The organism is Lacticaseibacillus parahuelsenbergensis (assembly GCF_030770265.1).
In the GTDB taxonomy this organism is placed as follows: Bacteria; Bacillota; Bacilli; order Lactobacillales; family Lactobacillaceae; genus Lacticaseibacillus; species Lacticaseibacillus casei.
This window is the reverse complement of sequence record NZ_CP132482.1, coordinates 538745-562583: the sequence shown is the minus strand read 5'-3', so window position 1 is coordinate 562583 and position 23839 is coordinate 538745. Positions and strand designations below refer to the sequence as shown.

Annotated in this window: 24 protein-coding genes and 1 pseudogene; 4 read left to right on the top strand and 21 right to left on the bottom strand. The window is 46.2% G+C overall.

Annotation, left to right across the window (positions count from 1 at the left end):
• Window positions 1-116: 116 nt before the first annotated feature.
• The 3 genes from LACPH_RS02695 to LACPH_RS02685 are packed head-to-tail and all read right to left on the bottom strand — an operon-like array spanning window position 117 to window position 2891.
• The gene (locus tag LACPH_RS02695) at window positions 117-1166 is read right to left on the bottom strand and encodes an ABC transporter substrate-binding protein (protein ID WP_306387243.1); all 1050 of its coding nucleotides are present in this window, start codon (window positions 1164-1166) and stop codon (window positions 117-119) included.
• 49 nt (window positions 1167-1215) lie between these two features.
• A complete protein-coding gene (locus tag LACPH_RS02690) occupies window positions 1216-1983 on the bottom strand; it encodes an ABC transporter ATP-binding protein (RefSeq protein WP_274784410.1) in 768 nt (255 codons plus the stop codon).
• Window positions 1977-2891, bottom strand: coding sequence for an ABC transporter permease (locus LACPH_RS02685; protein ID WP_370531192.1), 915 nt, complete (start codon window positions 2889-2891; stop codon window positions 1977-1979). The genes LACPH_RS02690 and LACPH_RS02685 overlap by 7 nt, the downstream gene beginning before the upstream one ends.
• Window positions 2892-3595: 704 nt before the next feature.
• Here LACPH_RS02685 and LACPH_RS02680 point away from each other — a divergent pair.
• The 4 genes from LACPH_RS02680 to LACPH_RS02665 all read left to right on the top strand — a co-directional run bounded on the left by LACPH_RS02680 (window position 3596) and on the right by LACPH_RS02665 (window position 7255).
• On the top strand, window positions 3596-3796 hold the full coding sequence (locus LACPH_RS02680) for a hypothetical protein (protein WP_047107217.1): 201 nt from the start codon (window positions 3596-3598) through the stop codon (window positions 3794-3796).
• 623 nt (window positions 3797-4419) lie between these two features.
• Entirely contained in the window at window positions 4420-5133 is a 714-nt protein-coding gene (locus LACPH_RS02675; RefSeq protein WP_274784409.1) for an amino acid ABC transporter permease, read from the top strand.
• Window positions 5134-5208: 75 nt separating this feature from the next.
• Entirely contained in the window at window positions 5209-6021 is an 813-nt protein-coding gene (locus LACPH_RS02670; protein ID WP_274784408.1) for a transporter substrate-binding domain-containing protein, read from the top strand.
• A gap of 94 nt (window positions 6022-6115) precedes the next feature.
• Complete coding sequence (locus LACPH_RS02665) at window positions 6116-7255, top strand: trans-sulfuration enzyme family protein (protein WP_274784407.1); 1140 nt, start codon at window positions 6116-6118, stop codon at window positions 7253-7255.
• A gap of 82 nt (window positions 7256-7337) precedes the next feature.
• Here LACPH_RS02665 and LACPH_RS02660 read toward each other — a convergent pair whose 3' ends face one another.
• The 18 genes and pseudogenes from LACPH_RS02660 to LACPH_RS02575 all read right to left on the bottom strand — a co-directional run bounded on the left by LACPH_RS02660 (window position 7338) and on the right by LACPH_RS02575 (window position 23837).
• Window positions 7338-8123, bottom strand: a complete 786-nt coding sequence (locus tag LACPH_RS02660; protein WP_274784406.1) for a hypothetical protein — start codon at window positions 8121-8123, stop codon at window positions 7338-7340.
• Between the two features lie 364 nt (window positions 8124-8487).
• On the bottom strand, window positions 8488-9651 hold the full coding sequence (locus LACPH_RS02655; protein ID WP_306387242.1) for a LysM peptidoglycan-binding domain-containing protein: 1164 nt from the start codon (window positions 9649-9651) through the stop codon (window positions 8488-8490).
• Window positions 9652-9662: 11 nt separating this feature from the next.
• Window positions 9663-9935, bottom strand: coding sequence for a DUF6275 family protein (locus LACPH_RS02650; protein WP_070543981.1), 273 nt, complete (start codon window positions 9933-9935; stop codon window positions 9663-9665).
• Window positions 9936-10222: 287 nt separating this feature from the next.
• A pseudogene (locus LACPH_RS02645) lies at window positions 10223-10558 on the bottom strand (phage holin); the annotation flags it as partial.
• Complete coding sequence (locus LACPH_RS02640; protein ID WP_306387241.1) at window positions 10551-10841, bottom strand: hypothetical protein; 291 nt, start codon at window positions 10839-10841, stop codon at window positions 10551-10553. The gene LACPH_RS02640 and the pseudogene LACPH_RS02645, both read right to left, overlap by 8 nt.
• Before the next feature lie 29 nt (window positions 10842-10870).
• Window positions 10871-11002, bottom strand: a complete 132-nt coding sequence (locus tag LACPH_RS02635) for an XkdX family protein (RefSeq protein WP_019888587.1) — start codon at window positions 11000-11002, stop codon at window positions 10871-10873.
• The gene (locus LACPH_RS02630; protein ID WP_306387240.1) at window positions 10995-11285 is read right to left on the bottom strand and encodes a hypothetical protein; all 291 of its coding nucleotides are present in this window, start codon (window positions 11283-11285) and stop codon (window positions 10995-10997) included. Before LACPH_RS02630 ends, LACPH_RS02635 begins: the two co-directional genes overlap by 8 nt.
• A 1-nt stretch (window position 11286) precedes the next feature.
• The gene (locus tag LACPH_RS02625) at window positions 11287-13722 is read right to left on the bottom strand and encodes a phage tail family protein (protein ID WP_306387239.1); all 2436 of its coding nucleotides are present in this window, start codon (window positions 13720-13722) and stop codon (window positions 11287-11289) included.
• Window positions 13723-15783, bottom strand: a complete 2061-nt coding sequence (locus LACPH_RS02620; RefSeq protein WP_306387238.1) for a distal tail protein Dit — start codon at window positions 15781-15783, stop codon at window positions 13723-13725.
• Entirely contained in the window at window positions 15784-20646 is a 4863-nt protein-coding gene (locus LACPH_RS02615; RefSeq protein WP_306387237.1) for a phage tail tape measure protein, read from the bottom strand.
• Between the two features lie 122 nt (window positions 20647-20768).
• The gene (gene gpG, locus LACPH_RS02610) at window positions 20769-21182 is read right to left on the bottom strand and encodes a phage tail assembly chaperone G (RefSeq protein ID WP_003661382.1); all 414 of its coding nucleotides are present in this window, start codon (window positions 21180-21182) and stop codon (window positions 20769-20771) included.
• A 70-nt stretch (window positions 21183-21252) separates the two neighbouring features.
• Window positions 21253-21441: an Ig-like domain-containing protein gene (locus tag LACPH_RS02605; protein WP_236944229.1), complete on the bottom strand. Its 189-nt coding sequence runs from the start codon at window positions 21439-21441 to the stop codon at window positions 21253-21255.
• Between the two features lie 53 nt (window positions 21442-21494).
• The gene (locus tag LACPH_RS02600; protein ID WP_087911794.1) at window positions 21495-22103 is read right to left on the bottom strand and encodes a major tail protein; all 609 of its coding nucleotides are present in this window, start codon (window positions 22101-22103) and stop codon (window positions 21495-21497) included.
• 33 nt (window positions 22104-22136) lie between these two features.
• Window positions 22137-22523: a phage tail protein gene (locus tag LACPH_RS02595; RefSeq protein ID WP_306387236.1), complete on the bottom strand. Its 387-nt coding sequence runs from the start codon at window positions 22521-22523 to the stop codon at window positions 22137-22139.
• Window positions 22523-22909 (bottom strand): HK97-gp10 family putative phage morphogenesis protein, encoded by a 387-nt coding sequence (locus tag LACPH_RS02590; RefSeq protein WP_306387235.1) that lies wholly within the window; start codon window positions 22907-22909, stop codon window positions 22523-22525. The genes LACPH_RS02595 and LACPH_RS02590 overlap by 1 nt, the downstream gene beginning before the upstream one ends.
• Window positions 22909-23238: a head-tail adaptor protein gene (locus LACPH_RS02585; RefSeq protein WP_306387234.1), complete on the bottom strand. Its 330-nt coding sequence runs from the start codon at window positions 23236-23238 to the stop codon at window positions 22909-22911. Before LACPH_RS02585 ends, LACPH_RS02590 begins: the two co-directional genes overlap by 1 nt.
• Entirely contained in the window at window positions 23228-23587 is a 360-nt protein-coding gene (locus LACPH_RS02580; protein ID WP_306387233.1) for a head-tail connector protein, read from the bottom strand. Before LACPH_RS02580 ends, LACPH_RS02585 begins: the two co-directional genes overlap by 11 nt.
• A 10-nt stretch (window positions 23588-23597) precedes the next feature.
• Entirely contained in the window at window positions 23598-23837 is a 240-nt protein-coding gene (locus LACPH_RS02575; protein WP_306387232.1) for an Ig-like domain-containing protein, read from the bottom strand.
• Window positions 23838-23839 lie beyond the last annotated feature (2 nt).

Genomic DNA, 23839 nt, shown 5'->3' with positions numbered 1-23839 from the left:
TGAACGAAATAGACCTGTTTTGGGCTGTGCTAAGTGGATCGCTGCTCCCGTTCTAGACAGAAATATTTCTTAAGTACCGGGGCGTTTCCGCTTGTTATCTTATGTCTCTAAAAAGCTTACTGAACATCTTTCACTTTGAGAAATGCATTGTTGGCCAGGGAATTAAGATCCGTATTCTTATTAACGATGCCGATCTTCTGCAAATCCTTACCAACCTGAATGAACGCTTTTTGTCCACCATAATATGAAGCTTTCCAGTCATACGTCTTGAGTGCTTTTTCGTTCACACTTGCCTTGCCAGCCGCAAATTTGTTTGAGATTTGAATGGCCGCTGTCTGTGACTGATGGGTTTTAACCCAGTTAGTGGCTTCTTGCATTGCCAACGTATACTTCCGTGCTGCTTCAGGATGCTCTTTTGCAACTTTTGCGGAAACATATGCCACACAGCAATATTCAGTGTTGAATGGCGCCGTTTCTGCTGAAGAAGCGACGATGTTGAAGCCATACTGTTTGACCGCAATCTGAACAGTGGGGTCTTCAATGGCAATCGCATCAACTTGCCCTTTGGCTAACGCAATTGGTAATTCAGAAGCATCATATTGAACAAACTGGACCTGGGCATTGTTGGTTCCAACCTCAACCCCATGATCCCCCAACCAACGTTTGGTAAACGTCGCTTCAGATCCGGCAACAGCGGCAACCCCGATTTTCTTGCCGACAAAATCTTTCGGTGCCTTAAGCGTTGAGCCTTTTGCGGTTAAAACGCTGATACAACCGGTGTGCAAGCCCGTTGTAATTTTCAGTTGTGCCCCATTAGCAATCGGCTGAACGATTGACCCCAATAGCGAATTAGAGGCATCGATTTTGTTTGAGGTGACTGCCTCAATACCGGTTGTGTTTGCATCAACTTTGACGACTTTATATTTCAATCCGACTTTCTTGAAGAACCCCTTCACTTGCGCAATCTGTTGCGGCGCACCGCAGACACCACCCGGATCACCCAAGCGCAAAACATAGTTATCGTCTTTCTTCGCCACGGTGGCTGTGTTTTGTGGCGCAGTACTGGTTGTTTGCTTATTTTGATGAACAAATGCAAAAACCAACACAACTGCCAAACCGGCAATCGTTGCGACTGCTACCCAAATAGTTTTGGTCTGCTTTTTCATGATGACACACTCCTCTTTTGCTTCTAATCTGCAACAATGAAATGATGCATTAAGCTTTAAAGTTCAAAATAGCCAACACTTTTTCTTTTAACGCAATGAACTCAGGACTATTACGATCTCTGGGATGTGGCAAGGTAACCGGAACAATTTTTTTGAGCACTGCCGGCCGCGGCGTCATGGTGAAAACCCGGTCAGCCAGATAAACGGCTTCTTCAACGTCATGCGTCACAATGATCATCGTGATCTTTCGTTTCTGCCAGATATGAATGAGCTCATCATGAAGCCGCATCCGCGTAAACGCGTCCAGTGCCCCAAAAGGTTCGTCAAACAGCATAATTTTCGGATAATTAATCAGTGCTCGGGCAAGCGCCACCCGTTGTTGCATCCCACCGGAAAGTTGGCTGGGATATTCATGCTCGAATCCAGTTAGCCCCACAAGCTCAATCAACTCATGAACTGCGTCGTCCGTATTCTTTTGATGCGCAATTTTCAGACCAAATCTGACATTTTCCGCAACCGTCAGCCAAGGATACAAGGTAGCATCTTGGAAAACCAACCCCCGCTCGCGACTTGGCCCCGTAATCAACTTGGAATCGACTTTTAAGGTTCCTTCTGTCGGCGTATCTAGACCGGCTAGCAGGCGCAAAAGTGTCGACTTGCCGCATCCCGAAGGCCCAATCAAAGCAATGAATTCCCCTGGGCGGATTTGCGCGTCCACTTGATGCAGAGCCTCCGTATTTTTGGCACCCGGTCCATTATCCGTGTATATTTTGCGAACATGATCAATTGTAATTGCCCCACTTGTCGTCTCTACCATTGGATAATTCCTTTCTGCCAACGCAAGAAGTGATCGCGAATTTTGAAAAAGATCGTGATAATCAACGAAAAGCTAATGGCGATCACCAGCAAGCCAGCGTATACATTGGCATAACCCATGATTTGTCGTTGCCAGTTAATATACCAACCAATGCCATATTTAACCCCAATCATTTCGGCCGTCATCAAGGTAATAAAACTTGAGCAGATGCCGTTAAAAATGCCAACAAAGATATCTGGCAGTGCTCCCGGAATCGCCACCTTGAAAATTTTCTGAACGTTGCTTGCCCCCATCGTATCGGCAACTTCGAAAAACTGTTTTTTGACATTCACAATTCCTGAGTTGGTCAGGATGGTGATTGGAAACCATGTTGATAAGGCAATCAGGAAAACCGAAGCTTGGAAGCTTGTTGCAAATGCCGAAAGCGCTACAGGAATAAATGCTGTTGAAGGAATCGGGCCAAAGAGTTTGACGACTGGTGATAGCCAGTAATTCCACTTGGTATACCAACCAATCAAAATACCGGTAACAAGACCAGTGACGATGCCAAACAACAAACCGAGAAACAATAATCGCGTTGAATAGGCAAGACATTTCAGTAAGAATGCCCAGTCCTTGACCAGAACGTCCAGAATCGATTCAGGGCTGGGGAAAAACAGCGGATTAATCAATGCGTATTTCAGAGTCACCAGGTTATACAACCCCAACATCAGAAAAACGCCGCCAATAAAATAGCTCTTGTACACATAACGCTGTGCTTTGGACGTAATCAGGTGATACAAAGCCAACCCCACCGTTACCCCCAATGCGATTAATAATAAGTCCGTGAACCATGGTTCTGATTTTGCTGTAATGGTCCTAGCTTTAGGTAATAAAAGCTGCAAAATCAACGTGATAAAAATTGCCAAGGGCGCAAAGAACGCACGTAGAGGTGCAATGGTGTCTGGTTGCGCCACGGAAACCGCCGAAATATTCGTCGTCTCTTGCAAAAGATCACTTCCCTTTCTTTGATGAACTCGAAGACAAAAAAACGCCGCCCTTAGCCAATTTCAAAATTGGCCAAGGGCGACGTTGCGCGTTACCACCTTGGATTTGCGAGAATCGTTCACACGATCCGCCTCGACAGGTACAATCAAGTTGATGATACCCCGGCACCATAACGACTGCCCACCGTTGCGGATTTACAATGCTCATCCACAAATCACTCTGGGGACCATTTTCGCTGATGCCGCCTGTCCGCCTTGCACCAAGTTAGCGGCTCTCTGAGCAGTAAGCATGTAGTTACTTATCCCGTCTTCATGATCATCAATTGTTGAATTTCACTTTAGTCGCGCCGTACATGCATGTCAACACTTTTCTGATTGTTAAATTAGAGATGTGTCTTTTTTACTAACTAAAATTTCAAAAATGGCCACACAAAAACATTGACTGATTATGTTAACGCGCCTATGCTCATGATGTAATCGTTGCCACAGGAGGCGAATGCGAATCACAGAAATTTTGCCTAAAAAAGAACGCACCCAGATTGATAGAGGTGGACATAACGCAACTTCAGCGGTTAACCGAATTAGTAATGCCTAAGACATTTAGGTAACGAAAGGAGTGGTACCTAATGATGATGTATCCTTATATTAATTTAGGTCCCAGAGATGGCGTTTTGTTAATTGCAGCCATCATGCTGTTAGTTTTAACATTAGTTTTTAAATGGTCAGTCTCTGAGTTTGTGTTTTCTGCTATTGCCGTCATCATTGCGTTCTTGGCCGGAAGCATGAAATCAGACAAGAAGAACGTGCTTACGTTCATAAAAAAGTAATCTAAAAAGATTATTCATGGAGAAACTAAAGACAAGCGCAATTTCAAACATTCAAATTGCGTCTGTCTTTATGTTGGGAGTTGTAAATTGCCCCAGCTTTTGCAGGTAGCATATGCCCTTCTTACAAGCTATTTGCCGGAAGATTAGGCGGTGAAATCGTTATCTAATTGTCTCGTCAGTTCGCTCTCTGCTATTGACAACACCTGTTTTTTAGCCTAATGTAATGTCAATATCTTAGCGGCAGAGAGATGAGTAGTCAGGCGAAGATCCGCAGCGAGTTGTCAGTTGGTGGAAGACAATGATTGGGTTCTGGCGAAGATGGTCTTTTCATGCATTCAGTTGTGAACGTTCACCGCAAGCAGCTGACGGGTGCTCCCGTTATTGAGTCAGGGTATTCGCACATGAGATGTGCTGTACTTAAAGGGAGCCGGATCAGTTCGGTTAATCAAGGTGGTAACGCGGAACATTTTCGTCCTTGTCTATGAAAAATGGACAGAGGCGGAAATGCTTTTTTATTTGCTCGTTCGTTTACAGCATGCCGCTAAGAAAAGTAGCTTGAGAACATGCAGTCTGCTTGACATTTAGCGAAAAGTACCGGCATGTATCTTAAGAGGAGGAACATTATGTGGAAAATCATCGTTGATGCCGTGCCGCAAATGGTTGCTGCCGGAATTAAATACACCATTCCGATCGCGATTGTCTCATTTGCCATTGGCCTCATCATCGCTTTAATCACCGCCTTGACACGGATCTCGGCACGCAAAGGGGTCTTAATCACTCTTGCAAAAGGCATTGCCTCGTTTTACGTCTGGCTTTTCCGGTCAACCCCTTTGTTGGTTCAATTGTTTATCGTTTTCTTTGGCTTACCCAGCTTGGTCATCCCGGGCATTTTCCCGCATGGCATCAAGCTCGATCCGGTTGTGGCGGGGATCATTACCTTTTCGCTGAATACTGGCGCTTACTGTGCGGAAACAATTCGGGCGGCGCTTTTATCCATCGATTCCGGTCAGTGGGAAGCCGCGTATGCTGTGGGGTTGCCGCGACGTCTGGTTTTGCGAGAAATCATCATCCCTCAGGCGCTGCGAACCGCGGTCCCGCCGCTGTCAAATAGTTTCATCAGCCTCGTCAAGGACACCTCTTTGGCGGCGTCGATCACCATCGTCGAAATGTTTCAGGTCAGTCAGCAGATCGCGGCGGAAAATTACCAGCCATTGTTGATGTACTCACTGGTTGCGTTGCTCTATGCGATTGTCTGCACCGTTTTATCCTGGGGTCAGCGCTACCTCGAAAAAGTCACCTCGCGCTATACGGCAAACACGCAGTCGACTCAGTTGTAAGGTGTTTACCATCGCGCGTTCACTGGCGCAGAAGCCGGTGAATGCACAACCTTATCTATGGAAGGAAGAAATATGATGTTGAAGAAAAAGTTGTGGTTCATGTTGCCAATCATGGCGCTCGTTGTCTTCACCCTGACGGCCTGCAGCAGCGGATCGTCCAGCACGTCTAAAAGCAGCGACGTCAAAACCGAATTGATTAATAAGAACGAGCTCACGATCGGTCTTGAAGGAACCTATGCCCCGTTTTCCTATCGCAAAGACGGTAAGCTGCAGGGGTTCGAAGTTGAGCTCGGCAAGGCTTTAGCCAAAAAAGTCGGCGTTAAGGCTAAGTTCGTCCCTACTCAATGGGATTCCCTGATCGCCGGTCTTGGCAGCCAAAAGTTCGATCTGGTGCTCAACAACATTGCCGAAACGCCACAACGTAAGAAAGTTTATGCCTTCACGACACCGTATATGTACTCGCGTTATGCCTTGATTACTCGCAGCGACGATACTTCGATTAAGGAGTTGAGTGATATTAAAGGCAAGAAATTCGTTGAAGGTACTGGCACCCCAAACGCCGCCTTAGCGAAAAAGTACGGCGCGACCATTACACCGTCCGGCGACTTCACGGTTTCATTAAACCTGGTCAAAGAAAAACGCGCTGACGGCACCATTAACTCCAGCGCTGCTTGGTATGCTTATGCCAAGAGCAATTCAACGGCGGGCCTGAAGAGCCAAACGCTTAAAGTCAGTGCGGCAAAGCCCGACGACATTGCGGGGATGGTCAGCAAGAAATCACCGAAGCTCCAAGCTGCTCTTTCTAAAGGTATCAAAGAACTTCGCAAAGACGGCACTCTGAAGAAGTTGTCGCAAAAATACTTCGGTGCCGACTTGACGACGAAATAACTTGTAGCATTGCTTTTAAACTTTCAAGCCGCGAATGTTCGAAATTCGTGGCAATACATAGTCAACATGTTCATCAAAGGGAGGTCGGGTTTTTATGACTCAATTCAATACGAAATTAGTTCATGGACCGCAACTACAGACTGATCAGGCTGGTGCCATCGTGCCGCCGCTTTATCAAAGCGCCATGTTCCGGTTTGCCCCTGATGGACAGGAAACCCACTGGGACTACGCGCGCAGTGGCAACCCGACCCGCGAATATTTGGAACGGCAGATTGCAACATTGGAAAATGGCGACGCCGGCTTTGCCTTTTCCAGTGGGGTTGCTGCCATTGCCACCGTTTTAGCCATCTTCCCCAACGGCAGTCACTTCATCATCGGCGATTCGCTTTACAGCGGGACCGATCGGCTGATTAACCAATATTTTGCCCAGCATGGCCTGACTTTTACAGCGGTCGACACGCGCGACTTGGCGGCGGTGGAAGTGGCGATCCGTCCTGAAACCAAGGCCATCTTCTTTGAGACCTTTTCCAATCCGCTACTAAAAGTCAGCAGCGTGAAGGCGATTAGCGCGCTTGCGAAGGCGCACGACCTCATCACAATTGTGGACAACACGTTCCTAACGCCTTATTATCAGCGGCCGCTCGACCTGGGTGCTGACATTGTGTTACACAGCGCAACCAAATATCTTGGCGGCCATGGCGACCTAATTGCCGGACTGGTCGTCTCCGCCCACCCTGATCTCAGTGAAAAGTTGGCCTTCTTGCAAAACACGATCGGCGCCATCTTAAGCCCACTGGACTGTAGCCTGGTGTCGCGCGGCATCGCAACCCTCGCCGTTCGCCTTGATCGGGAAACAGCCAACGCCCAGGCAGTAGCTGAATTTTTAAACCAGCACCCCGATGTTGCCCACGTCTACTATCCCGGACTGCCAAGCGACCCCGGCTACGCGCTGGCCCAACAGGAAACCACCGGCGCCAGCGGTCTATTGTCCATTAAGCTCGCCGACAACATTGATCCGCTGAAATTCGTCAACAGTACCAAGGTCTTTGACTTCGCCGACTCACTAGGCACCGTCTCCAGCTTAGTCAAACTACCATGGTTCAAACTACCGGAAGAAAAACGCGCAGGTTCCGGTTTAACGCCGCAGCATGTCCGTATCGCGATTGGCCTGGAAGATCAGCAGGATTTGATTGATGATCTAGCGCAGGCGTTGGTGGCGGCGGAAAAGAAATAGGTGGTAAAAAACATCCTTTGAGCGTAAAACTCAAGGGATGTTTTTTATGCTCGCCGATCCAAAATGGAAAACTGTCAAAATCTCAGTGACCATTATATGGCCAGCCAACTTTAACTTGTTTGGGCGTATCAGTTTGGTCAAGCCTATCCACACCTTGCTCCAATGACTGCAGTGCTTGATAAGCAAGCCTCAGCCGTGATGCATAGCCACGCCAATTATCATCGTCCCGTCCGGCATTGACCGCCGGATCATAAGGTAAAAAGCTGATTTTTATTGCCGTAATTGGCAATTTCGCGACTTTGCAAATCAACGGCCATTCCGTATCTGTCAGCAAGCCTTTTGAGTTAGCTAAAATATACCTAGCCGCTTCTTGGCTAAAAGCACAGCATCCAGCCGTTATGTCCAAATCAGGCAATCCCAACACCGCAGAAGCCGCTTTATTGGTAATAGCCTCGGTTTCGCGCCAAGTTGCCGGATAACTGCGCATCACCACTAAATCACGACCGACAATCTGATACCCGTCAACCGCCTGAAGTCGTTTCACAAATGCTTCTAGCGCAGACTCCGCCCGTTCCACCGCCACCACGATCTTATCAAAATCGCAGTAAAAAAATGATGCCGAATAATGGACATCCTGCAAACCAAACTCAAGTACTTTTCGGCGGGCATCAGCAGCACCATGCGGCTCAATAATGCGACAATGAAATTTTGGTGCTTCGTCTAGTAAACGCGCGATCTCATTAGTAGTGACAGAACTGATTGTGACGTAGATGGCCGAAAATATTTTGCTGACACTCGCCACAACCTGTTGTAGCTGAGGCAAAGAGACATTTGGGTGATGGACAGTGGCTAGTAGCACAGGTTGCATATCAAAGACCCCTTATGCGATTTTGTCAGCGTTCGATAGTTAACACGGATGCCTCCACCGGGCATAACTGATAGCTATGTATCAACATTTGAGGTATCCTTGTCCCCTTTTTGTCCCCTTTGGCTCGCAAATCTAGAAGCATCCAGAAGCAAGTTATTAAATCGTGTTTCAACGGCTTCACTGTGGCTGATAATTTAGTGCACAAAAATAAGCCTCCCTGAGCAAGGGAGGCAGAACGACAAGGTATTACAGGCTGACTAAAATATTTAGTTGCTTACGTATCTTATTTTACAGCATTATGCCCGCGCTTCAAAGCAACAAAAATAAGCCCTCCACCAGCGTTAGCGAGCAGAGGACTTTTTTGTTACCGGATATACAGGCTTTCGCCCGGGTAGATCAGGCTGTAGATTGACTTGCCATTGTTAGCAGCCAGCGTGTACATGCTAATGCCGTACTTGCTGGCAATGCTCCAGAAGCTATCACCAGATTGCACAGTATAATACGTGTGTGAATAGGTTTGCGCATTTGAACTGCGCGAACCATAGCTCTCACCGCCGTTAACACCCAAGGCAACATAATGATACTGACCGGAGTAGCTGAGGTACCGTGCCCAGACGTATGAACCGCGAATATACACATGATCATACACAAGGCTCTCACCCGGCACATAGCTGCCAACTGCTGTGTATCCTGTACCAGCACCAGTGCGGATGTTAACAGTCACGGACGGCTTGAAAACACCAGTTTGCGCATAGTCGACATCACTGGCCGCTGTTGAAGTAGACGGTTGCGATGGTGTTGCGGGCTTTGATGGCGCGACAGGTTGTTGACTGTAGCCATTATCGGTTACGCCAAGCAAGTCAACGTTGCCATCAAGACCGCCTGCCGCATGCATAGAAGTAAATTGGTAGAGCGCAATGCCGGGCATTGACGGGAATACACCATAATCTGGCAATGCCCGAATCTGATAGTCCGGATAGGCCGCGATCCACAGTGAATTGGGAAACTCCGCTAGAATGCGCTGATAGTCAACGTGTGCCAGTGTATACGGCTTGTAGCTGTAATACATTGGCGTATATCCCGCCTGCGCAATGCGCCGCATACCATATAGAATGGCATCGGTATTGGCAGCCATACTTGATGAGGCACCGTCCTCATAATCAAGAGCAACAATAGAACCTTTCGGCGTTAGAATCTTGGGAAGGAAGTAGTCAAGTGCCTGTCGACCAATATCAGCACTGCCACCGACCCCGTACCACAGATAAGTATGGGCTTTGAGCCCATTCGCCTGTGCTGCCTTGACTTGGCTTGCATACGTCCATTGATCATACAGCGTACCGCCTTGTGTACCGCCAGCCTGAATGATCGCGAACTTGTCATTCGTGCCATATTCCCCGTTGGCTCCCTGATAAACTGCCCAGTCCACACCGATATCTCCCTTGGCCGCATTGACCTGCGATGGCAGGGCAAAAGAAATAGCCGCCAAGAATGCGACTACCAAGGTGATGAGTTTAGTTTTTAATTTCATGGTGCCCTCCTTTATTCTTTATCAATTTGGATTGCACGATTTTCAAATTTTTTGTAAGCATCAAGATACAATTCATGTTTATCACCATTGTATGTTATCTCGTAGTACATGCCGTCGCTGACCTTTGTACTAGCCAGTGCCTTTGAGTTCTGAAGCGCTCTGCATGACCAAACGATATATACATCATCTGGAGTGATTGAGTTTCCATCGGTATTATCCATGTGGTCATTTGTATAATCAGCAACTAAACGCTGACACGTGTTTCTAAAATCTAAATCGTTCATTGATTTTCCCCTTTTTATTGCTGTGGAGCAACAGATGACGGTGCTGCCTGAGTAGCCGATTCTCCTTTGGGCCCTCCCTCTCCTACGGGGTCTCTATAGCTTGGACCAACCATTTTTGTCCACTGATATTTGCTTGGATCATTGCTATCTTCTTGGTCATAGCTGAAGTATGCACCTATATATGATTTCCCAAGGGGATCCTTTGTAGAGAAGTCTACTGTGCCATCAGCGCTGTTGGCATAAGCAACATGGGGATAATATTGCAAATCCGTTACTTGAATGCCTTCTCTTTTCGGATAGGTTTCTGCTAGGCTATCCTTCAAGTCCGCGTAAGCTTTTTCAACTGCGTTGGCAATCGTCTGCTCGTCTGTGCTGGTGAAACCAAGCGACTTCAAACCATCTTTAACTGCTTGAATGGCAGTCGATTTCTTGACCGCACCATCAATCGCCTGTGTCACACCAAGCTGTTCTGCCGCTGTTACCGCAGCATTTGCCAACGGGCCTAATACCTTTACCAAGGTCAACGCTTGTTTGTTAGCCAGCAACTGTTGTGAGATCCAAGCCCCAATGATCGGGATTGCTGCTACTGCAAGTGATACCAAAAGTTCTGTCCAGTTATTCATGGTTATCTTCTCCTTTAATGCCTACATGGTCTTCCAATCGAGTAATCCTAACCGAGTGACTGCCAAGCTCGTCATCGTGTGTTTTAAGATGCTGACCCAAGTCTGCCAGTGACTGTTCATGCAACTTAAGCTGACGATTAATCGTATCTGACAGGGCTTGAATATCAGAGCGCAATGGATCTAAGGCAATCTTTTTGAACAGCCAGCTGCCAGCACTCACGCCCACCCCGATGATTGATATAACCTCTGCCCAGTCACCAATCGTGTATCCAAAAAATGTCACTTTCTCACTTCCTTCCATAAAAATAGCCGCTAGCTTTTGCTGGCGACATAGTCACTGCCTGTAATTTGCTTGTATTCGTCTGGGGTAATCATGACCGGTACATAAGGTGTTAAATCAATTCCCCAACTGTAAAGTAGTGCACACTGATCATAATTAGTCACTTGATTTCGCCGCCTTTAGCTTAGCTACTTCAAGAGTGAGCGCGGCAATCATCTGCTGTTCAGGTGACGGTCCGGGGAGTGGATGATCATTAGCCGGATCGTAACCCTCATCGGCAACGATTTTGCCGTCTACAAGAGATGCGTGACCCTCAAAAAACTGAGACACGTCATCTGCTTCTATGATTTGTTGACCGTCCTCTGTTGGGCCCAATTTAGCATCTTCTGCTTCATAGGCCCAGTTGGTTAGTCGGTTTTGCTCATCTAGCCAAATCTTAATCTTCATCTTAATTCACCACCGCATCATTAATCGGATACGCATCACGCGTAATGAAACTCAAGCTGCCGGTATACGCGCCTTGACCACGCCACGGAATGATGTAAATTCCACCCGCTGAAACATACAATTCACAGGCTGCGCCCGTATACGACATGCTACCGATCAATCTTGCTGCATCATCATTATTGAATGGACTATATCCTGGTCGAATGTTGGCAATTTTGACCCACCCGTTGCTAGTTTTCATTTCAAAAGCAATCCCAATGGTGACATTTGGGCCTTTTCTTGAATATCCAATTTTCATACTTCTAACGTCATTGGTTTCAAGGCCACTATCAATGTGCTGATAGAAAACCGAATCAGCCGCCGTAAACGTTGATACAAGTGTGACGTCTTGCCCAGATGGATTATACAAAGATTTTAGTGTGAGCATGCCTTGGCGTGCATCAACGGAACTAACTTCCTTACCGTCGTACATTGACTTGCTAACCAACCCCAACTGATCAACTTTAGATTGATACGTTTGCTTGCTATTACTATCCAGCGTTGCATTCGTGACCATGCTGCCACCACTAATTTTTGTCGTCCCACTGATCGTATTTGGAAAACCATCTGGTTGGATGTGGTTGAAAGATGAGATAAAGGTAGATCCGTTAAAAGTGACCCCATTAAAAGTCATGCCATTAAAGGTTTCGACATTTAATGCTTTGGCTGCAATTGGTTTTGAATCCCAACCACTTGTGGTATCAAATATGGCAAAAGCGGCAAGATTTCCGTCCTCGTCGGTTAACCAGTGCTGGTCCCCAGCCTTTGGTTTAGCAGGGTAACTCGGGCCAACCGTCACAACCGGAACATTGTCACTACCGTCTTTACCATCGCGCCCATCGGCGCCTTTAAATAATGCCCACAAGTAGCGTGTCGGGTCGGTACTGTCAGCTTGCGTTTCGTCAACGTACTGCCCGAAGTAAGATCTACCGCTGGCATCTGTAACTGAAAAATCAGTTTTGCCGTCGATACTATTGGCATATGCAGTATGAAGATAGCTGCTGGTACCGTCGGCACCTTTAGGCCCCGGTTTACCGTTAGCACCATCCTCTCCCTTAATCAGTGCCCATTTACCAGCATAATCGGCCGGATTGTCACTCGGGACTGACGACTTGTTCGACCAAACTGTTGCCATATACTTCTTACCAGCAGGTAACGCTGACATGTTAGTGCCTTTGTCATCATCGGCATAACGAATCCATGGATAAAACTGAATAGTCTTCGGCATGTTGGCCATCTTATTGGCAAGATCGCTGAGCCGTTGGTCAAAGCTGACTGTTTCATGAGCGAACTCACCCAAAGTAAGCTTGACAGAATGGTTAGCACGGCTGCGCTGAATGCTCAACACTTTGGCAGACAGGAATAGCTGTTGATTCTCATCGGCAATGTGGACGGTTTGATTAAGCGGTACGTATGGCGAATTAACCAAATCAATGTCGTACGTTTCGTTTGGGTGGTTATACTTTTGCAAGTCTGCCAAAGCCGCTTGCAAAAGTTCCGCCTGCGATTTTGAATCAAACGTTTTAACCCGATTCCAGTCAGACTGTGTTGGGTTAGGGTTGCTGTTGCTTAACAAACGTGAATATTTCTGCACAGCAATGGTATCGTGCAAGAACCCGTACTGATCAAGCACAAACTGTCCCGTCGGATCAGTCCATTTGTAGCCGATCAAGTTGATTGGATCATTATTAGTTGATCCATCCGTGCTTTCTGGCACCGCTCCGTAAGCCTTAATCGATGTTTCCATGTCATAGGTATCGAGGTGCGTGACGATGTTGTTGATGTCCTTATTCATTTCAAAAGAGATCAAGCTGTCACCGGCCGTTTCATGCCGAATGTTAATGACACGCTTGACCAAGTTGGTTCCCACAAACTCAAAGCCAAAACTAAGCACTGCATTAAAATCTTTTGCCACGGCAATAATGCGAGCCAACGACGATTCTTCGCCTGTCCACTCAAGCGTTCGGACGTTATCAGGAAATTCGTTGATACCAATCTCCCAGCCAGAATCATTTGTAAACATGAGAATGTATTCAGCAATCGTATATGGTTTGTCGGCCTTGAAGGCGCCAACGGTTTCGTTTATTAAATCATTACCAGCATCGCTGGCAACAATTGAATGGATATGGCCTAGTGAATCATGCTCAACCGATTCAATCACCATTTGGTGAGCATTGCCTTCTTCATCTTGATACATGATGAAGTTGGTTGCTTTAGCCATCTCATTGACTGCTTGTTCCTGATCAGTCGTGAAGTGAATATCAAGAGAAAGCTCGACCGCAGGACGGTTATCAACACTTTGTGTTTCGACATCATTGTCAATTCGCCACTCGCCTTTGCCATCGGTCGAACCAACACCCAAAATGTTTGATTTTCGATCTGCAAAGTAATACTCCATTTATAGCCACGCCTCCCTTATCTCGACTTCACATGCAAATGGCTGTGCCCAGCTCGAGGGCGTGATAGCAATCTTAGTATCACCGGGTGGCAGTTTGAATTGCTCCCATTGATTACCGAGCGTGTGCATGGTTGGGTCAAGAGAACCATTCAAGTACGTCTTAGCATTAGCCACATCAATCTTGAGAACATCACCATTGCTAAAACGATTCTTGATATTCGTATACCAGCTAACGTTCTGCCATTTGACGGTGGACGCAATCAGATACATGGTCGATTCGCCCCACGTCTTGTCACGCATGAACCACGCGGAAAATTGCTTAGTCTCGACACTAGCAGCATCCGCAAAGGTAAACTGGCGGGTAATAGTCGTCTCTCGTCCTTGATTGCCAACCCATGGGGACACTCGGAAAACAACTGAATTACCAAATTTCTGTAATTCCAACTGAATGAACTTGTCATTAGTGAAAATGCTACGATCAAGCTGTTCATTGACGACCAGCTGATCTTTGTAATAGCACATCCACCATATTTGGTCAGACAGTGCACTATTGTCTTTCAGTATCATCTGAAAGATTGGCTTGCCGTCACTTTCTAAAGTTGTTTCGAGTGAACCAACCTTTGAGACACCAGTTTGGAAGCGTGTCATAACGTCCCATGTGAGATTGCTCTTAAAGTTACCGTTATGTGTCTGAGCAAGGTTGTGCTTGATTGAAGGACCGTTCCAATACTTGTGGTCGCCAGTAATACTGGGCCAATTAGGCTCAACCTTCCAGCCATCATAATCGTCATGAGTCCAAATCGCATTGCCAATCTGTTCATTAGGCATGCTAGGATCACCACCCCAATAGGGATTGTTTGTGGCGGCTTGATTATCCATATGTGAGCCTTGCACGGCTGCCAAATCAAGTGCCACTTCGCTTTCTTCGGTGGTGAAACCATCAATTTCTTGCGTACCGAATTGAAGAATACCCGGGCGATCATTGACAATCCCAACCATGCCGTTATCCGCGTGCATAGTTGCCGTAATAACTGGCTCAACAGGATAGGTACCACCGTTGTGTACCGTGATGGTGTTGGTATAGTATTCAGGATCAGCTGGGTTAGGCGACCAAGGAGAAACGGTGGGTTCTTGTGCTAGCTTTACATTGTCAATACATACCCATCCTGCGCTTGCCGATGTTTTTGTAAAGCCAAAGCGCAAAGTGGTTACAGTGACGTCTCTGTCCGCCGTCCACGTTTTTACAAAACGATGCCACGTTGTCTGATCTCCCGAAGCATCCCGTGCGTCATGCCCCATTGACAATTCAGTAAGTGGATCTGGTTCGGTTGTCAGCAAATAGTCAGATGCTTGCCCAACTGCTGACCCAGCAGTTGCGTAGTAGTAGCTATAAGTCCATGTTTCTCCTTTTTTAATAGAAACTGGTTCGGATAAAGGAATTTGGACGTACTGATCTGGAATAGTTGATGAATCAGTACTCCAGTTTGCAATTTCAAGCATATAATTACCGAAAGGCGTTGGGAATGAAGGAACTTTTCCGGTGACTTGGAATATTCTATCATTTGTGTTTTTACCGTCACCCCAAACATAGTTTACTGGGGTTCGTCCTGATTCAAATCCGGAGTCAACCAGCATGTTCACTGGCACGTCCTTGTATGGCATGTTGTCAAACGTCTTCTTGGCTACCGAGTGCGCAACGCCATCGGGGACAAGAAAATTAATAGTACCAGTGCCAAGAAAATAAGCCCGGTCCATATCAATCTTGCCGTCAACTTTTGCATACCAAAATTCATCAGGGCGATCATCAATGATTAGCTTCTGAACATCCGTGCTATAAAGTAGTGGCGCTAACTGCCGTTCAAATTCACGACGAGATAGCGCCACAAAATCATAAGTTACTGGAATGATTCTAGACTTAAGACGACTATTGATAAGCATCTCACCATCGCTAATTCCAACAGACTGGGAGGTGTTTTCAATCTCTGATGTAATTCCCCTAGCAGCACTAAACTGCAGAACGGAACTACCAATCTTGTGTCCTCCAAATATCAAGTTCGCCAATTAATAAACACCCCTCCCATGTCTTTCTCTGATTGTGTTTTGCTTATCCAACTCATTAATTGTTGGGTACAACCATTTGCCAATTTCGCGGTTATTTTCCAGCACTACTTTGCCTTCAGTACGTTGTGTATGATTAATCTTATAAGTTGTTAATTCGATCAGTCTTGCTAGCAAATCCTCAACACGACTATTGCTACCACTAGAAATGCTGGTAACAAAGGTTTGCGGATTCAATTGGTTTATTCTATTAGCAGCGCCTCCGAAGTCTGTGGTGCCACCAGCAAAACGTGGAATGTTCATTCGACGAGCCTTATCAGCAGGAATAACCATTGAGTGACGAGCAAGCGGAAAAACCACATTTCGTTCTTTGAACATAAACATGTTGCCATTAGGAGTGATAATAGGCTCTTGATAGTTAGATCCGGAGGCATCGTTCACCATCGCCAGTGAACTCGTTCGGAGATCATTAGTTCCGTGCTGCAAGTGAAGAAGCTTCCGAATACTGTCCGAAATATTAGCCACAAAATTGAAAGTCTTCGTGATGACTTCATTCCCACCAAATGCGCTAACTGCACGTTTGGCGGCACTTGCGGGTCCTGTCGTATTATCATGGCCTTTGAAATATTTATCTCCCGGATTTGTTCCATTAAAACTTCCGATACTGTTTTTACCAGATCCGGCAGCCCCCACAACGCTTGAAGCATTACCCATGAAGTAACGCATTGATGGGTTAGTTCCATTGAAACTGTTGACTTCGCCCTTACCTTTTTCAGCATGTGACGTCACGTTTGAGGAATCCCCAGTAAAGTAACGTGCCAACGGATTAGTCATGTTAAAGGTATTGATCTCACTCTTACCGTGTTCAGCATGTTGAGTGACATTTGAAGAATCGCCAGTGAATTGCTTCATCCCCGGCTTGTAAGAATCATAGGAGATTAGATCTCCTTTCGCTTGCGAAGTCTTCGTCAGTAAATCATTGACGTTAGCCGTCAACTCTTTCGGTCTCGGGTGTTTGGCCTCGTATGCATCTACATCAATGCCTGCCTCAACTAGTTTGGCGCGGGCATCAGCATTATTTACCAATAATTCTTTGGTCTTTGACGGTAATTGATTCCACAAACCAAACTTGGTCACAGCATCAGCAAGCTGTTCCTCGCCTTTGGCCTGAATCAGTGCCGTCTTAGCCTCGACTGACAACCTGTTCCAAGACTGTGCTTCAATCATGCCTTGAACCAAGGTGGCTGTTGCTTTATCTTGCACAATCATCTGCATCTGCTTAGGTGTCAGTTGGTTCCAACCGTTAACTTCATCAATTGCCGTGACTAGAGATGAATAATCACCCTTAACCACCGCCTGCATTTGCTGCGGAGTAATCTTGTTCCACAGGGCCAACTGGTCAAGCATGTCAGCGAGTTTACCCTCGCCCACGGCTTTAAGCGTTGTGTACTGATCTTTGGGATCGATTGACTGCCACACGCCCAGGTTGAATAAGACGTCCTTGAGTTCGTCTTTACCCTTGGCATTGATCAACGCAGTTTGTTGCTTAAGTGTCAAACCCTGCCACTTGCCAGATTGCGTCAAGATATCAATGAGTGGCAAAGTAGCCTTGTCATGAACGATCGCTTGCTGTTCTTTGAGACTCAATTCATTCCAGTAACCCATTTGAACCAGTGCGTTGACAAGTGGTGTGTAATCTCCACTGACGATGGCTTGTTGTTCTTTTGGCGTGAACTTATTCCATGAAACAAACTCGGTTATGATGTTAGCTAAGTCTTTTTGACCGGATGCCCTCACTAGAGCTGTCTTCTCTTGAACGGTCAGCGAATTCCACTTGTCGGTAGAGGCCATCGCCTCGACAATCATTTGCTTAGCATTTGAGCTAATCTTGGCATTCTTTAGGTCAAATTTAAGACGTTTCCAACCATCTTCCGTGCTTGCGGTATCCTTTAGAACTTGTGGCAGATTGGTGACAACTTTACCAGTTTTAGGATCTAGTACAAGGTTGTTCCAATCGTTACCAGCCTTCTGGACACTCTTGCTCATATTGGAATTAACGGCGGCCGCAAATTGCTTACTATCTTTGACACCCTTACTCATTGCCTCTGAATAAGCGCTCATTGCTTTTTTAGCTTGAGACGCCGTCGCACCAAACTCTGTTTGAAGTTGTTCTTGAATCGTCTTGTTGGATAGTCCTTGCGCTTTCATTGCTTGGATCGCACCCGCATAAATCACGCTCATGTTGCTTTGATGATCTTTTTCCAGCTTTTCAAGATCTTTATTCTTTTGAGCCGTACTCAACTCAGCAGAGTTTTTAATGGCAGCATAATGTTTGCCATAAGTATCAGTTTCGTCAGCAAATGCCTGTTGCATCTGGCTGTACTGTTCCTTAGCCGCTGCTTGACTCATCCGAATCTTTTCGCCATTAATAGCTTTTAAGACATTCGCTTGTTGGGTACCGGAAATTCTAAGTGTCTTAACGGCCTCGGCTGCACTGCTCTTGCGCAAATTATCCAGAATCTGAATTTGATCTCGAGTAAATTCGGCATGTTCTTTGCTGGCAGATTCAGTAATTGACTTAGCTTGTTTGGCATTAGCCTCAATTTGCTTGATGCGTGCATCGTCGGCCTTCTTCATTTCTGCTGCGTCTTTACGAATCTGATCAGCAGTCGATCCACCGACTTGCTTCGCCAACTTGTCGAGTGCGGTTTGGGTATTTTTGGACGATTCTTTAGCGGCCTTCGTAATATCATCAAAGCCTTTTTTGATGGTTTTGCTATTTTGCTCGACTGTGTGGTTTGTATCATCAAAAGCACCAGAAATTGCCCCAGAGGCATCTTTCATTTTGGAAGCAGATCGGTCGGCATCGGCACCAATATCAGTACCCCATCGTGAAGTTCTGTCAGCAGACTCAAGAGCCTTTTTGCCCCACAATTCCCAGATGGCTACACCGGCACCGACGACTGCTGTCACACCTAAAACAACTGGGACGATTGGCCCCAATGCCGCTAGTAATCCTGTTCCGCTCGCTGCGGCTCCGCCCATGGCTGCTCCCATTCCAGAAGTGCCTTCTGCCGCCGCTGCTGCGGCTGGTGCAACCTTCAATGCTTCAAAGGCTGTCTTACTAAAGCCAGACTTGAGCACATCCATTGCAGTTCCGCCGAGCTTTGCAGCTGCAGATGCTCGCCCAATGACTCCCGCAATTCCAGATATTCCTTTGCTCAAAGCAGTAACAGGCTTAAGAGCTCCACCGATAAGAGAACTCACTGGCCCTACAACTGCCGCAAACGCTGCAAATTTAATAATGGTTTGTTGCGTGCCACTGTCCATTTTTGTAAAGGCGTTGACAACATCGGTTGCTGTTTTGATAAGAGGAGTCAGCGTCGGTAGAAGTTTTTGACCTACTTCAATTCCTAAAACATGAATCGACTCTTGAAATCTCTTCAATTTGGCGGCATCCGTATTGTTTAACTGGTTAGCAATTTTGGCAGTTGTTCCGCTAGCATGCTCAGCTTCACTGGTATATTTGCGTAGCTCACCGCCACCTGCACTAATTAAGGCATTCATGCCGGCTTGCGCTTCAGTTCCAAAAGCCAACGCTACTGCAGAAGCACGTTGCTGGTCCGTCCACCCCTTAGTGTTATTCTTGATTTTGTCAAGAATCTCTGGAAGAGTTAGCGTTCCTTTTTTGAAATCAGCAACAGATATGCCTAATTCATTAAATCCTTGAAGGTTTTGCTTAGAAGGCTTCAACAGTCTTGTTAAAGCACCACGTAATGCTGTGCCAGCAACTGATCCTTCAATCCCTTTGTTGCTCATAATACCAATAGCAGCCGCTGTTTCTTCGAGTGAAATACCAGCAGCATGAGCAGAAGGCCCGACATACGTCATTGCCTCGCCCATATCTTGGAACCCTGCTGCAGTAGCGTTCGCAATATAGGTAAGAGTATCTGTAACGCGAGACGTGTTTTTAAGCATGCCCGTTGTTGATTCTGTCTTTAGACCAAATTGCTCCAAAACGGATGTAGAAACATGCATAACATCGTTGAAGTCATCGCCAGACGCTTTTGCCGCATTGAGAACTGCAGGCATAGCGCCTAAAGTTTGCGCAGCGGTATAGCCACGTTTGATCATTTCTGACATGCCGTCGTTAATTGCAGCCGTGGAAACGCCATATTCAACCGACCACTTTTTAGATGCTGATGCTAGTTGATCAAGTTGCGCACGATACTTGGCAGTAATCGCACCCCCATTTGTTAGCAAGGGCCCCATTGCTTGAATTTGGCTGTTGAAATCAATAGCAGATTTAGCTGCTGCCACAAACCCAATGGCAATTGGAGCAGTTACCGCCCTTGTCATCGTTGATCCGAAACTGGTTAGCTTAGAGCTTGCCTTTTCGGTAACAGATGCAAACTTTGATGCACCGTTTGATACTTTAGTCCAGCCGTCGCTTTGCAGCGCAATCTCTTTGCGTAAGGCCGCCATTCGGTTCTCATTTTGTGCAGCCGCGGCAGCAGTCCGATTATACTGTGATGCAGCATTAGCTTGCAGCTTTGTAGCACGATTAATTTCTTCCTGCGATGCAGTCTCACTTTTATTAAGTTTTTCAACCGCTTTCGAATTTTCATCATACTGTTCTCGTTGTTTCTGAAGCTGAGCTTGGTAGTTCTTTGACTGGCGACTCAATGTGTCATAGGTTGAACGCATGTTGTTGATAGACTTTTCAGAGCCCTTAAACGCAGCATCTTGAGCCCGCAACTCAGCGGCAGTTGCTTTAATTGAAGAGTTCAAAACTCGCTGGCTTACTTGAAACGGATCAATGTTCAAGCTTACGGTAGCCGCAATTTGTCCGAGATTTCCTAACATGTTTTACCTCCTTTCATAGAACTAGAAAAGGAACGGAAAGGCCTTGTCGATCGTGGTCTCCCGTTCCTCGTAAATCTGGTTAAGCTTTTCAATATCGCGGAGCGTCATAGCATCAACGTCAGCTAATCGGTAGCCTTCAGAGAGCCTTGCTTTGTAGAAGTCGTCAAGGTTGCTAATGGCTTCTTTGACGTCCGCTTCGGTGATTTTTTTGCTGTGTCCTTCTTATCCTCTTCACCATCGCTTAGAGAATCGCCAATGGCATCATTGATTGAATCCAACGATTTCAAAGAAATAGACGAGCCATCAATAACATCATCGGTAGTAAACTGGTTTTTCCAGAAATCAACCGCAAATTTGGCTAAGTTTTTCTCGTTCTCATCGTAATCATCGTTTGAAGGGCCATCTTTACGGTTTAGCATGCGCAATTGTTGTTGCTGCACTTTTAAGGCGTTCGTGGTATCGCGTAATGTTGGCTCTCCATTTCGTGTGAATACGCAAGTTTCACCCTTGATATTTAGTTTAATTTGATATGCCATGCTTAATCTCCTTAGGTATAAGCCGCCCGCTGTTCGCGTATTGTGCATTTACAAGGCGACGAGTTTATTGCTAAGCCACAGTTACAGTTGCGGTGGCAGTTTTACCACCATCGTCAGTTGTGACTGTTATGGTTGCAGACCCTGCCTTTACACCAGTCACAGTTCCATCACTGGAAACGGTGGCAATGGTAGGATCTGACGTTTTGAAAGTAACTTGTTTATTTACGGCATCAGCCGGATCAACTTGCACTTTTAGCACTGTAGATGCGCCAACCGCAAGGTTAATCGAACTGTTCTCAAAGCTGACGCCGACTACGCTTTTGGGGCAATAGTCGCGTCTTGAGCAGTCTTAGGGAATACATAGCTGTGGAAGGTATCAAAATTGAATCCATCGTTGTCTTCACGACCAATCAACACAACATTGCCAGTGTCTTGGTCACCACGAGGAATGAATGATCCTTCGATGCTGTCAGCGCTCGGATCTGGCGTGCCGTCAACAGTCTTGGTATCAACGCCCGGAAGTGAGAACATTCCCTTGAGCATACCAACCCAAACGTATTTACCATTTGATAGCTTTGTACGGAACAAAGTTGCGGCGTAATTAGGGCTAAGGTTCTTTGGATATACTTCAACCCCATTAACAACCTTAATGCCAAATAAATCAGCCTTCATCTGTGAATCCACATCGTACATTTCGATTGTTTCGGTTGCTTCTGTGATACCACCAGAAAGAATCAAGTACGGGCCATCATCAGCGGACAGCGTCTTTTGCTCTGTTTTAATATCCAATTTCACACTAGATAAGCCTTGAATCTTGCGTGTGCTTTGTACAAAGTCGTCATCACCGACAACCCCGTATTCAAAGGCCGAAGCCCCAAATTTTGCTAACTTCTTATTAGTTGTAACAGCAGTATCTGCCATATTTAAAATCCTCCTTTAGGAAAATGAAAAGGACTAGCCAATCGGCAGTCCTTGAAACTGAAAGTATCCTGTTGTCATGCGGAGGGTTGGGGTATCACCATCAACATAGGAATTGCGATAATACCTTTCCCAGCCAGCCGCATGTAGTGCTTGATATATCTGTGTTTCTATTTTTTCTTGCTGATCCCAGTCAGTGTTATTCACCCAAAAGTCTACTTGCACTTTCGGATACTCTAATATCCTAGAATCGTCAGCATAATCAGCAGCATCACCGGGCAAAGAAGTTATTCTCACCCATGGAGCTAAACTTTCAGGAGTTACGCTAGTCTGGTTATTGAAGTCTGGAGTGCCTATATACACCTTGTCAGCAATATCCAAATTGGATGACAGAATGTCATAAACACGTTTTTCAGGTGCCATTACATCCCGCCTTCCTTCAAGTGGCTTAGGAAAGTAGCGATAACAACTGGCCGCATGACTTCTTGGGTTTCTTCAATGAAATGCTGCGGGTCCTGCATTGAAGTGCCTGAGTTTGGAAAGTGAGCACGCCAGCCAGTATCTTTACCATATCCAACGTCTACTTCTGTTAATCCGCTCGTTTCACGGACACTTGAAATCTTGATGTCATCTCTCAGATGTCCGCTCATATCGGTCTCGCCTTCCCACTCAGGCGTATTACTTTTTAGCTTGTCGGCAAACTTTTGTGCGCCATCTCGGACAGCCGCTCGAGCTTCTTTTGCAAACCCAAATTGAAGCTTGTTAAGATTAGCGAGCATTTCAGCATCCCCTGTGACTTTTACGCCCATCAGCTCACCGCCTTTGCCGTAATCGTTGTCAGATCACGCCTATCGTAATCGGGATCAAGACCTGTGATTTGATAGTCATTACCACGCCATTGAATTCTCCAAGTTGGTTGGATTTCCTCTGCGGTCAAAAATCGCACTAAAAAAGTCGGGCTGTCTTTGCGAGTGTCCAACTTTGTCTGTGGGTCATTTGCTTCTCTGATTGGTACCTTAGGAACTTCCGCCCAAACCGTCATATGATTAACAGGCACACCATCAACCGGAACTCCGTTAACCTTTTTTGACTCATAGCTGACGAACGTAATTCTCTCAGTCATTCGATTAGTTCGCATCAGAACCACCATCCTCTTCCGGCAATTCTGAGCGAAGCTGGTTGATGATATTTGTGGTTGATGTTTGCAACGGAAAGCGCATGACTTCAGCACCCATACCTCGGTAGTCATAGTCTTCCTTCACTTGCTTCATTAGCGCTGTGAAGAAACGATCCCGAGTTTCTGGATTGCTTAGAAATTGTTCCGGATTTGATCCAAAACTAATAGCCGAACTGATTTCATCACAAGCGTCATGCACCAGTTGCATAATCATTTGGTCTTCGATTGTCTGATCAACCTTCAAGTACATTTTCAGAACCTGAAACTGTTCATCAGTCAGTGGGCTTTTGTCAAGCGTAGTATCTGCCAAGAGTAATCACCTACCCAGCGTTAACAGTAACAGCAAGCGCTGAGCTGATGCCATTAGTGCTAAATGTGATTGTAGCTGATCCCGCTGCCAGATTGGTAATGGTGTAAACACCATCGGACTTCTTAGCAACCGTAGCGACGCTTGTATTGCTTGACACAGCTTCAACTGCTTGAGGAGCGCCATCAGGAGTGACTGTCACCGTGATATCTTTTGTGGCTCCGACACCACCCGTGAACGTTTTCTGGCTCAAAG